The sequence below is a fragment of the Leucobacter chromiireducens subsp. solipictus genome, assembly GCF_016758195.1.
GTDB classification, from domain to species: Bacteria; Actinomycetota; Actinomycetes; order Actinomycetales; family Microbacteriaceae; genus Leucobacter; species Leucobacter solipictus.
Window position 1 is genome coordinate 210,248 of record NZ_QYAC01000004.1, and the last position, 11,920, is coordinate 222,167.

General features: G+C 68.9%; 13 protein-coding genes and 1 other RNA gene. 7 read left to right on the forward strand and 7 right to left on the reverse strand.

Going from position 1 to position 11,920, the window contains the following annotated elements; translation table 11 throughout:
- Positions 1-95: 95 nt before the first annotated feature.
- The 6 genes from rnpB to D3230_RS08895 form a co-directional block, all read right to left on the reverse strand.
- An RNA gene (rnpB, locus tag D3230_RS08870) (RNase P RNA component class A) lies at positions 96-472 on the reverse strand.
- A 44-nt stretch (positions 473-516) separates the two neighbouring features.
- Positions 517-1,248, reverse strand: a complete 732-nt coding sequence (locus D3230_RS08875; RefSeq protein WP_202344672.1) for a zinc ribbon domain-containing protein — start codon at positions 1,246-1,248, stop codon at positions 517-519.
- Between the two features lie 20 nt (positions 1,249-1,268).
- Positions 1,269-2,096, reverse strand: coding sequence for a Nif3-like dinuclear metal center hexameric protein (locus tag D3230_RS08880; protein ID WP_420029028.1), 828 nt, complete (start codon positions 2,094-2,096; stop codon positions 1,269-1,271).
- 3 nt (positions 2,097-2,099) lie between these two features.
- Positions 2,100-2,765 (reverse strand): methionine ABC transporter permease, encoded by a 666-nt coding sequence (locus D3230_RS08885; RefSeq protein ID WP_202344673.1) that lies wholly within the window; start codon positions 2,763-2,765, stop codon positions 2,100-2,102.
- The gene (locus D3230_RS08890) at positions 2,765-3,793 is read right to left on the reverse strand and encodes an ATP-binding cassette domain-containing protein (RefSeq protein WP_202344674.1); all 1,029 of its coding nucleotides are present in this window, start codon (positions 3,791-3,793) and stop codon (positions 2,765-2,767) included. Before D3230_RS08890 ends, D3230_RS08885 begins: the two co-directional genes overlap by 1 nt.
- Before the next feature lie 153 nt (positions 3,794-3,946).
- Positions 3,947-4,837 (reverse strand): MetQ/NlpA family ABC transporter substrate-binding protein, encoded by an 891-nt coding sequence (locus tag D3230_RS08895; protein WP_202344675.1) that lies wholly within the window; start codon positions 4,835-4,837, stop codon positions 3,947-3,949.
- 199 nt (positions 4,838-5,036) lie between these two features.
- Here D3230_RS08895 and D3230_RS08900 point away from each other — a divergent pair, with 199 nt between their 5' ends.
- From D3230_RS08900 to D3230_RS08915, 4 genes are all read left to right on the forward strand, one after another.
- Complete coding sequence (locus D3230_RS08900; protein ID WP_202344676.1) at positions 5,037-6,476, forward strand: glyceraldehyde-3-phosphate dehydrogenase; 1,440 nt, start codon at positions 5,037-5,039, stop codon at positions 6,474-6,476.
- 45 nt (positions 6,477-6,521) lie between these two features.
- Complete coding sequence (locus D3230_RS08905) at positions 6,522-7,367, forward strand: universal stress protein (RefSeq protein ID WP_202344677.1); 846 nt, start codon at positions 6,522-6,524, stop codon at positions 7,365-7,367.
- Between the two features lie 102 nt (positions 7,368-7,469).
- Positions 7,470-8,150, forward strand: a complete 681-nt coding sequence (locus D3230_RS08910; protein ID WP_202344678.1) for an MBL fold metallo-hydrolase — start codon at positions 7,470-7,472, stop codon at positions 8,148-8,150.
- Between the two features lie 92 nt (positions 8,151-8,242).
- Positions 8,243-9,481, forward strand: a complete 1,239-nt coding sequence (locus tag D3230_RS08915; protein WP_202344679.1) for an MFS transporter — start codon at positions 8,243-8,245, stop codon at positions 9,479-9,481.
- Here the strand turns inward: D3230_RS08915 and D3230_RS08920 are convergent.
- Entirely contained in the window at positions 9,478-9,990 is a 513-nt protein-coding gene (locus D3230_RS08920) for a flavin reductase family protein (protein ID WP_202344865.1), read from the reverse strand. The two genes, D3230_RS08915 and D3230_RS08920, sit on opposite strands and share 4 nt — an antisense overlap.
- Positions 9,991-10,154: 164 nt before the next feature.
- On the opposite strand from D3230_RS08920, the gene D3230_RS08925 reads away from it, so the two are divergent.
- The 3 genes from D3230_RS08925 (at position 10,155) to D3230_RS08935 (ending at position 11,912) form a co-directional block, all read left to right on the forward strand.
- Positions 10,155-10,640, forward strand: a complete 486-nt coding sequence (locus D3230_RS08925; protein ID WP_202344680.1) for a glutathione peroxidase — start codon at positions 10,155-10,157, stop codon at positions 10,638-10,640.
- A gap of 106 nt (positions 10,641-10,746) precedes the next feature.
- Positions 10,747-11,568: a mycofactocin-coupled SDR family oxidoreductase gene (locus D3230_RS08930; RefSeq protein WP_202344681.1), complete on the forward strand. Its 822-nt coding sequence runs from the start codon at positions 10,747-10,749 to the stop codon at positions 11,566-11,568.
- 41 nt (positions 11,569-11,609) lie between these two features.
- The gene (locus D3230_RS08935; protein WP_202344682.1) at positions 11,610-11,912 is read left to right on the forward strand and encodes a DUF4031 domain-containing protein; all 303 of its coding nucleotides are present in this window, start codon (positions 11,610-11,612) and stop codon (positions 11,910-11,912) included.
- The last annotated feature ends 8 nt before the right edge of the window (positions 11,913-11,920 follow it).

The following is an 11,920-nucleotide window of genomic DNA, read 5'->3' on the forward strand; positions in this document are numbered from 1 at the left end:
ACGCTACCTGCGGCGTCTCTCGGACTGTAACACACGGGCGTTGCAGCGCCGGGCCCCGCATCGCAGCTCAGCGCTGGGCGGCACGTACCGGGGGGGGAATGGGCCGGATCATACGCCGGGTTCTGTCTCGACGGCCGAAGCCGACTCTGACGGTCATCTCTCTCGGGACACTGTTGCCAGTGCCCTCTAGCGGCCTACCCGAGGACTCGGCGGGGCGCGTCATCATCCTCTGTCTGGCCTTGCTCCGAACGAGGTTTACCTGGCCGCCCGTGTTACCACGAACGCCGGTGGTCTCTTACACCACCCTTTCAGCCTTACCGGGGGCGGCAAGCCACCCCTGGCGGTCTACTCTCTGTTGCACTTTCTCGCGGGTTGCCCCGGGTGGGCGTTACCCACCGTTCTCCCCTGCGGAGCCCGGACGTTCCTCGGCGCGTGCACTTGCGTGCCGCGACGCGACCGCCTCACCGACCCATTCCGAGACCTATCGTACACCGCGGGAGGCCCCGAAATCGCGCGCTACGCCTCGTCCTCGACGCGCACCAGGATCGCGCCGGTGCCCGGGCAGAAGACGAGCTCGTCCGGCGCGGTGGTGCGGATCTCGGTGAGCTCCGCCGGGGTCAGCGCCATGTTGCTCGCCTCGGACACCGTGCCGCGAAGCCGAGCCGCCCCGATGCCGATGCGGCCGCGCAGCTCCTCGTACACCTCGAGCACGTCGCGCTGCACCTCGGCGGCGACGCCGGCGCGCTCCTCCGTGTTCGAGTCGAACTCACGCTTCAACTGCGCCTCGGCCGCGTCGATCGCGGACTGGATCTCGGCGCGGCGCGCGTCCACCCCGCCGAGCACCCGCTCGGCCTCGGTAAACGCGGCCTGAGCCTGCTCCTGCTGTTCCATCACCGCGAGTTCGCGGTCTTCGAGCTCGCTCATGCGGTGCGCGAGCGTGTCCAGCTCGGCCTGCAGCGCCTGCGCCTCCTTCGCCGCGGTGCTCCGCGCGAGGAGCTCCTCGTCGCGGGCGCGCCGGTCGCGCACCATCTTCACGTCCGCCTCGATGCGCTCGATCTCGGCGGTGTGGGTGTCGAGCTCGCGCTGCGCCGCCATGTACGCCTCGCGAGCCGCCGCGATCTCGCCGCTCAGCCCGTCGAGTTCTGCGCGTTCGGGGAGCGTGGCGTGCTTGCGGCGCACGCGCGCGATCGTGGTGTCGAGTTCTTGCAGGTCGAGCAGGAGTCGCTGCTGGCGAGGGCTGGCCTTCATACCTCTAGCCTAGCGGTGCCTCAGCCCGCGGCTCCGACGGCGAAGGTCCACGGATCCGTCCGGAGACTGCTCACTCGGAACTCCACGCCCGGAAGCGCGGCCCGCATCCGCTCCGCCGCGCCTTCAAGCCACAGCGACTCGCTCGCCCAGTGCGCCACATCGATCAGCGCGGGGCCGCGCGAGGCCGCGGACTGCTCGAGCGACTCCTGAGCCGGGTGGTGCCGCAGATCCGAGGTGACGTACACGTCCGCACCGCGCACCACGGGGTGGTCGAGCAGACTATCCCCCGCGCCCCCGAGCAGAGCCACCGAGGTGATTAGCCGCTCGGGATCCCCCGCCACGCGCACGCCCGTGACGGTCGCGGGCAGCACGCCGGAGACGAGCTCCGCAAACGCGCGCAGCGGCATCGGCTCCGGCAGGATTCCACACCGCCCGATGCCCGCGGTCGGGTCCGCGCCGGGCACAATCGGCACCGCCTGCGCGAGCCCGAGTCGTCGCGCAAAGATATCCGATACTCCGCCCTCGGGCGCGTCGGCGTTGGTGTGCGCGGCGTACAGCGCGCAGCCACTGCGGATCAGCGTGGCGAGCAGGGCCCCCTTCGACGTTTGCTCGTCGAGGGTGTGGATCCCGCGCAGCAACAGCGGGTGGTGCGTGAAGAGCAGGTCCGCGCCCCACTCGCGGGCTTCTTCGACGGTCTCGGCGACCGCGTCGACCGCGAGCAACACCTTGGTCAGCGGCGCCCCGGCGTGCCCGGACACCAGGCCCACGCGATCCCAGCTCTCCGCGGTGGCCGTGGGCCAGACGGATTCCGCGTAGGCGGTGAAGTCACTGAGCGAGCGTTCTGACACGATCTACCTCCGAAGCAGCTTGCGGGAAATGACGTTGCCGAGCAGCTGCACGAGCTGCACGATCAGGATGATGATGATCACGGCGGCCCAGGTCACCCAGGGGTTGAACTGGCGATACCCGTACTGGAGCGCCAGGTTCCCGAGCCCGCCGCCGCCCACCACACCGGCCATCGCGGTCATGTCCACGACCGCGATGAAGGCGAAGGTGTACCCGAGCACCAGCGGGCCGAGCCCCTCGGGAATCAGCACGGTGAAGATGGTGCGCAGCGGCCCCGCCCCCATCGCCCGGGACGCCTCGATCACTCCGGGCGAGACGGTGAGCAGGTTTTGCTCAACGAGCCGCGCGATCCCGAACATCGCGGCGAACACGAGCACGAACATGAGCGCGCGGTCACCGATCCCGGTCCCCACCACGAGCCGTGCGAGCGGGGTCAAGGCCGCGATCAGGATCACGAACGGGATCGGCCGGAAGAAGTTCACGAGGAAGTTGAGGATGACAAACACCGGGCGGTTCTGCAAGAGCCCGCCACGGCGCGTCACGGTCAGGGCGACGCCGACGACCAGGCCCAGCGCGCCGCCGACCCCCATCGCCACGACCACGTACATGAGCGTCTGCAGCGTCGCCTCGAGGAACTTGCCGTTCGCGAGGAGTTCAATGAGCCGGTCCATTACGCCAGCACCTCCAGTTCAGTCTCCTGCGCCAGTGCCGCCACGGCGTGCTCCACGCGAAGTTCGTCGCCGATCAGTTCGAGCGTGAGCTTTCCGAAGCTCCGGCCGCCCACGTCGGTGATCCCGCCGTGCACAATACTCACGCCCACGCCGCGCTCGGCGAGCGTGCGGAACACGACCGGCTGATCCACGTCTCCGTCGCGGAACGTCAGACTGACGAGCCGGCCGCGGTGGCGCTCGCGGAGCTGTTCGAGATGTCCGGCGGCAGGCTCGCTCGGCAGTGCGGTCGCCACGAACTTGCGTGTCGTCTCGCTCTGCGGGGCAGAGAACACCTCGAACACATTGCCCTGTTCGACCGCGCGACCCCCGTCCATGACGGTGACGCGGTCGGCGATCTCCCGCACCACCTCCATCTCGTGCGTGATGAGCACGATCGTGATGCCGAGTTCATCGTTGACGCGTTTCAGGAGCGCGAGCACCTCGCGCGACGTCTCGGGATCCAGGGCGCTCGTCGCTTCATCGGCGAGCAGCACACCCGGGTTCGTGGCGAGCGCACGCGCGATACCGACGCGCTGCTTCTGCCCGCCAGAGAGCTGATCGACGTAGGCACCCGCCCGATCCTGCAGCCCCACGAAGGCCAGGAGCTCGGCCACGCGTGCGGGCCGCTCCGCCTTCGGGACGCCCGCGACCACGAGCGGGTACTCGATGTTCTTCGCGACCGTCTTGGCATGGAAGAGGTTGAACTGCTGAAAGATCATGCCGATCTGCGAGCGCACACGTCGCAGCTCGCGCTCGGGCATCTGGCTGAGTTCGTCTTCGCCCACCGTGATCGTGCCGCTCGTGGCGCGTTCCAGGCCGTTCACGAGCCGTAGCAGCGTGCTCTTCCCGGCGCCCGAGTAGCCGATGATGGCGTGAATCTCGCCGGACTCGACCGTGATCGACACGTCGTCGACGGCGACGATCTCCGGATCTTTCTTGCCGCGGCCGGGGTAGCGCTTCCCGACACCGCTGAGTTGCACGCGTGTCACCCTGGGGGTCCTTTCGGTCGGTGTGGCCGCCACCGCGGGTGGGCGCGACGTCAATCTATTGTCGGGGGTGCGGCCGGAACGAGACGAATCGGGGCGGCGCGCCACATGCGCACCGCCCCGATTCGGAAACTGTCCCGGCTGAGCCGAACCGGACTACTTCGTTGCCCGGTAGTCGTCCTCGGCCTGCTTCAGGGTCTTCGCGAGGTCTGCGGCGGGAGTGTTGAGCAGCACCGCGCCCTCACCCACGTAGTCCTGCACGGCCTGCTGCACATCGGCGTTGTTCTGGTAGATGTCGACGAGCTTCAGGTAGGTCTCGTTGTCCTTGTCCTCCGCGCGCGCTGCGAAGATGTTGGTGTAGGGCGCTGCGGCCGCGTCCTCGGCGCTGTCCGAACCGAGCGAGTCCGAGAACTTCAGGCCGGAGGGCTCGACGAAGTCGTTGTTGACGACACCGGCGTCGACGTCGGGCAGCGCACCCGGGATGCCCGCCGCGTCGAGCTCGGTGACCTTCACCTTGGACGTGTCCGTCAGGATGTCCTCGAGGGTCGAGCCGGAGTTGCCGCCGTCCTTCAACTCGATCAGGCCGAGCTTCTGCAGCACGAGCAGGGCGCGGGCGCGGTTCGATTCGTCGTTCGGGACCGCAACGGTGCCACCCTGGGGGATGTCTTCGAGCGAGTCGTACTTCGCCGAGAACAGGTTCATGGGGTAGATCACCGTCGAACCGAGCGCGACCAGGTCGTCGTCCGCGTCGACGTTGTGCGACGCGAGGAACGCGATGTGCTGGAACTGGTTCAGGTCCAGTTCGCCCTCGCTCAGCAGCGGGTTGGGCTGCGGGTACTCGGCAAAGTCGATGATCTCCACGGTGATGCCTTCGTCGGCGGCCGCGTCGATGAAGGTGTCCCAGTAGGGCTGGCCGCCGGGGACGACCCCGATCTTCACGGTGGTGTCTTCGGCGGCGGGGCTCGCGCAGCCGGCGAGCGCCGTGGTCGCGGCCAGAGCGAGCGCGGTCAGTGAAGCGGCGAGGATGCCGCGCTTCCGGATCGTCATGAGGTCCTCATTCATTCTGCTGGTGCGCGGTGCGAGTCGCCGCGCGGAACTTCTCTAGCATCGGGCATGATCCCCGCCACGCGGTAATCCGCGTGTCATACTCCGTCATCCTCGTGGGATACTGGAGTGTGACGCTACAGCGTCCCGGCGGGCAGGCCGACACAACTTTCACCACCGTTTGGAAGGACCCTCCGTTCATATGAACCAGCGTGCTGATGCTCACCTTGAAGACTGGAAGGCGAAGCAGGAACTCGCAGAGCGGATGATCCCGCTCATCGGTCAGCTCTACCGCGACCACGACGTGGTGATGTCGGTGCACGGTCGGAGCCTGGTCGGCCGCTCCCCCATCGACATCATCCGCGCGCACAGCTTCGCTCGGAAGATCGATGACGTTGAGCTGCCGCTCGCGGAGACCTCGGCCATCGTCGAGGCGCTCGCCACGATCCAGCCCGGCCCCGCATCGGTCGACCTGGCGCTGCTCGCGAACGGCTTCCGCGCTGCCGCCGGTGACGATCTCGAGGCGTACCTCCGCGAGGTGCTGGCCCCCGCGATCGGTGCCGAGCCCGGCACCGGCACCGACGTGGTGCTCTACGGCTTCGGCCGGATCGGGCGCCTGCTCGCCCGCATCATCATCGATCACTCGGGCAGCGGCAACGGCCTGAACCTGCGCGCGATCGTCGTCCGCAAGGGCTCGGAGAACGACCTGGTCAAGCGCGCCAACCTGCTGCGCCGCGACTCGGTCCACGGCCCCTTCAACGGCACCATCAAGGTGCTCGAGGACGAGAACGCGATCGTCGCGAACGGCGTCCGCATCCAGGTCATCTACTCGAACGATCCGGCGAGCGTCGATTACACGCAGTACGGCATCGAGGACGCGATCCTCGTCGACAACACGGGCAAGTGGCGCGACGCGGAGGGCCTCGGCCAGCACCTGCAGAACCAGGGCATCGCCCGCGTGCTGCTCACCGCGCCGGGCAAGGGCGACATGCTCAACATTGTGTACGGCGTGAACAACGACCAGATCACCGACGAGCAGCGCATCATCAGCGCGGCCTCCTGCACCACGAACGCGATCACCCCCGTGCTCAAGGTGCTCAACGACGAGTTCGGCGTGACCCGCGGACACGTGGAGACGGTGCACTCGTACACGAACGATCAGAACCTGATCGACAACTTCCACAAGGGCGACCGCCGCGGCCGCTCGGCGGCGCTGAACATGGTGCTGACCGAGACCGGTGCGGCGAAGGCCGTCGCCAAGGCGCTGCCGGAGTTCGAGGGCAAGCTCACGGGGAACGCAATCCGCGTTCCCACCCCCAACGTCTCGATGGCCGTGCTCAACCTGCAGCTCGAGCGCGAGACCACGAGCGAAGAGATCAACGCACTGCTCCAGCAGGTGTCGCTCACGGGCGCGCTGCGCACGCAGATCGACTACGTGGAGTCCGCGGAGATCGTCTCCAGCGACTTCGTCGGTTCGAACCGCGCCGGCATCGTCGATGGCCTCGCCACGATCGTCACCGGCGACTCGGCCGTCGTCTACGTCTGGTACGACAACGAGTACGGCTACAGCTGCCAGGTGGTCCGCGTGATCGAGCAGCTCGCGGGGAGCCACCCCGCGCACCTGCCCGCGCTGACCGCCTAATCGCGAGAACCGAACGCACCACCGCTCGAACGAAAGGAACGCAAGATGTCGGAGAAATACCTCATCGGAGTCGACGGATCTGAGCAGAGCCGTGTCGCGCTCGCCTGGGGGCTCGCCCGAGCCACCGAGCGGGGGGCGACCGTGCAACTGCTGCACGTTGCGGACGACTCGTTCCTGTCCGAAAGCGTCGCGTTCCTGTCCGAAGCGCAGAAGGCGTCCGAGCAGATGCTCGAGGCCGAGGTCGCGTACGCGCGCACCCTCGGGTTCACGGGCGAGATCTCCGGATCCGCCGTGGTCGGTCACCCGATCGCAGAGGTTGAGGAAGCCTCGAAGCAGGCCGATCTGCTGATCCTGGGTCAGCACAGCGGCACCCGCTTCGCCGGGTCGTTCTTCGGCACGCGCGCCGTGAAGGTCGCGGCGACGGCGCACTGCCCCGTCGCCGTGATCCCCAACCTCGACGCACGCCCCAACGCGGGCGTCGTCGTGGGCGTGGACGGCTCGGACGCCTCGCAGCGCGCGATCGCCTACGCCGCGGAGGAGGCCTCCTTCCGCGGCGCCCCCCTCATCGCGGTGTACGCGTGGATGCCGCCGCTGACCCCCGGACTCGAGTATCTCTGGAGCGAGGAGCTCGTGGAGTCGCAGCGCTCCGCCGCTGAGGAGGCCATCGCGATCGGTGTGGCGGGCCTCGCAGGCCGGTACCCGGATCTCGAGATCAAGCGTGAGATCGTGCAGTCTCCCCCGGTCGCCGCACTCGTGCAGGCCGCGGAGGGGGCCGAGCTCCTGGTCGTGGGCAGCCGCGGCCGTGGTGGGATCTCCCGCCTGTTGCTCGGTTCGGTCAGCCACGGGGTGCTGCAGGCGCTTCCGTGCCCGGTGATCGTCACGCGCGCCTAACGCTTCGCACCGCACACGATTCGGGGCGGGGTTTGTCGAGGCTTTCGACGAACCCCGCCCCGTCGCTGTTCCTGGTTTCTCTCCTCACGAAAGGCGGCCCCGATGTCGCAGGATCCCCAGCCCCACCCCCACCCCAGTACAGACATTCGCATCGAGCGGGTGCTGACGGCCGGCACGATCGGTGCCGGGCGGCCCGGACTTCCCCCGGAGGGGGTCTTCCTCGAGAACAACGTCTGGCTCGTCGGCGACGACGCCCGGGTGCTCGTCATCGATGCGGCCCACGACGCGGAAGCGATCGCCGCCGCGGTGGGCGAGCGTGAGGCGCTGGGCATCCTGCTCACGCACGGTCACGAGGATCACGTGAACGCCGCGCTGGATCTCGCGCAGCGGCTCGACACTCACCTGTACCTGCACCCGGCCGATCTCTTCATCTGGGCCGACACCCATGGCGATGCGCTGCCCGATTTCGAGCTCGCCGACGGCGCGGTCTTCCAGGTCGGAGACGTCGAACTCGTGACCCGGCACACTCCCGGGCACACGCCCGGATCGGTGTGCTTCGTCGCCCCGAGACTGGGGACCGTGTTCTCCGGCGACACGCTGTTCCAGGGTGGCCCCGGCGCGACCCGCTGGGAGTACTCGAGCTTCCCCGAGATCATTGCGTCGATCCAGCGCGAGCTCTTCACGCTGCCCGACGATATGAGCGTCCAGCCCGGTCACGGTGCCGGCACGACGGTGGAGCGTGAGCGCCCCGCGATCGACGCCTGGCTCGCCCGGGGGCAGTAGGCCGGCGGGGACATTCGGGTAGTCTTGCCGGGTCGCATTGCCGCGCTCGCTGCCGCGGTCCGCGGAGCGCTCGCCTCGTCCGAAAGGCTGTTATGCCCCCGCTTTCCCCGCTGCGCCGCTCGCTCGCGCTGTTCGCCCTCGCACTGGGCGGCTTCGGGATCGGGGTGACGGAGTTCGCGACGATGGGGCTGTTGCCAGATATCGCGCGGGATCTGCTCCCCGGCTTTGACGCGGCCCCCGAGGCCGGCATCGCGCAGGCGGGCTTCCTCATCACGGCCTACGCCCTGGGTGTGGTCGTCGGTGCGCCCACATTCGCGGTGTTCGCCGCACGCGCCTCGCACAGCACGCTCACGTTCTGGCTCCTGGGGCTGTTCGTGGTCGGCACCGTCGCGTCGGCGTGTATGCCGAGCTTCGGTTCGCTCGCGGTGTTCCGGTTTATCGCGGCGCTCCCGCACGGGGCCTACTTCGGCGTTGCCTCGCTCCTCGCGGCCCGGATCATGGGTCCGGGGAAGCAGGGCCAGGGCATCGCGCTCGCGCTGTCGGGCTTGACCATCGCGAACGTGATCGGGGTCCCCCTGGCCACCTGGCTCGGCCAGTTCGCCGGGTGGCGGTGGGCATACGTGCTCGTCGCGGTGATCTTCACGGCCACGCTGCTGCTCGGCCTTGCCGTGCTCCCCCGCGTCCCGGGCAACCCCGATCGCCATCCGGCCCGGGAACTCGCGGCGCTGCGCAATCCAAGGATCTGGACCATGGTCGCGGTCGGGGCGATCGGCTTCGGCGGTTTCTTCGCGGTGTACTCCTACATCGCGGAGGTGACGACCCGGGTCGCGGGCATGTCCGCCGATTCCGTGCCGTGGGTGCTTGCGACCCTGGGCGTGGGCATGACGATCGGGAATCTCCTGGGCGGCTGGGCGAGCGACCGCAACCCGCCTGCCGCGGTCATCGGCGGTTTCGTCGCACTCATCGCGACGCTCGTGGCGTACGCGCTGTTCGCCACGGGGCCCGCGGCGCTCGTGTCGCTCGCGTTCGCGATCGGGATCACCTCGTCGATCCTCGTGCCGTCCATCCAAGCCCGGCTCATCCGCATCGCGGGAGAGGCGGCGCTCCTCGGTGCCGCGCTCAATCACGCGGCGTTCAACGTGGGCAACAGCCTGGGTGCCTGGCTCGGCGGTCTCGTCATCGCCGCGGGACTCGGGCACCTGTCCCCGGGGTGGGTCGGCGCGGGCCTCGCGACCGCGGGCTTGCTCCTGGCCCTCGTGAGTTTCGGGGTGGAGCGGCGCGACAAGGCCCGCAGCCTCGATACCGCGGGCCTCGCCGTCGTCGCCCCCTAGTTCGTGACGACGTCGCCGAGGGTGCGGAACTTCCGGTCGACGTGCACCATCGGCTCCGCTTCCTCGCCGAACACCGCGCCGAGGATCTCGGCGACAACGATCACGGAGGAACCGACCTCGAGTGAGTGCAGCGTGCGGCACCGGAGCGCGACCCGGGTGTTCGGGAGGTAGGGTTCTCCGGTGACCAGCTCACGCCAGCCCTGCTCGGGCGTGAAACGCTCGGTTCCCGACACCGCGAACGTGGCCGCGATCGCCGCGTGGCGCGCATCGAGCAGGTGCACCACGTAGCTGTCCGCGTGCAGCAGCCCGCCGGCGCTGCCGGTGGCACGAGTCACGGAGAACGAGAGCGCGGGCGGATCGATGCCCACCGACGACACGCTCGACGCGGTGAGGCCCACCGGGCCGTCCGGCGTGTGCGCAGTAATCAGCGATACTCCCGCCGGGTGTTGCCGGAACGCCGCCTTCAGCGCGTCCGCGCCGGTCGTTCCTGCCGCATCATACGCGGGCATCCCCATTGCGTCAGTCTCGTTCACTCGTGCACTCCATCTCTGTTCGCGCCGCCCGCGCACGGCCGGCGAGTGATTTGCGGCCGAGGGCCACCTCAGCTGCAACGCGGGCCGTTCCGGGCGCATTCCCCGGTCGCGGTCCACCGATCCAGCGTACTCTGGACGCTATGAAGCTGACCGAAGTTCCGCTCACCACGCTCGACGGGGCCCGAACCTCGCTCGCAGCGTACGGGGACCGGGCGATTCTCGTCGTGAATGTCGCCTCGAAGTGCGGCATGACGCCTCAGTATGCCCAGCTGGAGGAGCTCCAGCAGCGCTACGCAGACCGCGGCTTCACCGTGCTCGGCGTGCCCTGCAATCAGTTCCTCGGCCAGGAGCCGGGTTCTGCGGAGGATATTCAGACGTTCTGCGCCATGAACTACGGGGTGACCTTCCCGATGCTCGAGAAGACCAAGGTCAACGGGCGGCACTCCCACCCGCTGTACCGGATCCTGCGAGACGCCCCGGACGCCGCCGGGCGAGCCGGGCGAGTGCGCTGGAACTTCGAGAAGTTCCTCGTGGCCCCGGGAGGCACGATCACGCGGTTCCGCTCCGCGGTCGAGCCGACCGACCCCGCGGTGATCGCGGCGATCGAGGCGGCGCTCCCCCGGTAGCGCTCAGCGGCTTTCGCGGCCCTTCCGTTTTGTGATGCCGGCAGCTATCGTGGCCCTGAGCCCGGGGGTCTCACGAACGATCAGCATCTGACGTGAAGGAGACACAGTGAACACGCTTGCAGGAAAAACCGCAGTGATCACCGGCGGCGGGCGCGGCCAGGGCCGGTCGCACGCGCTGAAGTTGGCCGGTGCCGGCGCGAACATCGTCGTGACGGACCTGGCCACACCGAGCATGGAGACCATCGAGTACGCGCTCTCCAGTGCGGAGGACCTCGCCGAGACCGCCCGCCAGGTCGAGGCCCTCGGCGGCCGGGTGCTCGCACTCCAGGCTGATGTCCGCAGCACGGCGGACATGGAGCGCGTCGCCGATGCCACGATGTCCGAGTTCGGCCGCATCGACATCGTCCTCGCCAATGCGGCGGTCCACGGCGTCCACGAGGCGAGCTACCTCATCGACGACGCGTCCTGGGAGACGATGATCGACGTCAACCTCACCGGGGTGTTCAAGACAGCCCGCGCCATGATCCCGCACATGATCGCCGGCGGCGCCGGCGGCTCCCTCGTGTTCACCTCCTCGGTCGACGGCCTCAGGGGCGCGCCATCGTGGGGACACTACGGTGCGGCGAAGGCGGGCCTCGTGAACCTGATGAAAACCCTCGCCATGGAGCTTTCCACGCACCGGATCCGGGTCAACACCGTACATCCCACCGGGGTGAACACGCCCATGGCGGACATGGTCGCAACCGCGGCGGTGCCGGCGCTCGAGCGCTGGGCCTCCGCAACGGATCGGGCGAATCTGTTCAGCGACGTGTACGTGGTCGAACCGAGCGACATCAGCAACGCGATCGCCTGGCTCGTGTCCGACGAGGCGCGGTATGTCACGGGCGTCGCACTGCCGGTGGATGCCGGCTACACGACCAAGCACTGAGCCGGGAGCCGGTCGGCACCCCGAGGGCGTATCATCGAGCGGTGACCATTCTGATCGATGCGCCGAGCTGGCCGGCCCACAACCGGCTGTGGGCGCACCTCGTGAGCGATGCCTCCCTTGAGGAGCTGCATCACTTCGCGGCGGCCAACGGGATCCCCGCGCGCGGCTTCGACCACGATCACTACGACGTGCCTGAGGAGCTCCACGGGGCGCTGGTCGCCGCCGGTGCCGTGCACGTCTCGGGCAACGAGCTCGTGCGTCGACTGATCGCGTCCGGGCTCCGCGTCCGGGCACGGGATCGGGTGCCCGGCACCCGACGCGATCGGGCGGCCGCGCCGCGGTAGGCGGTGCC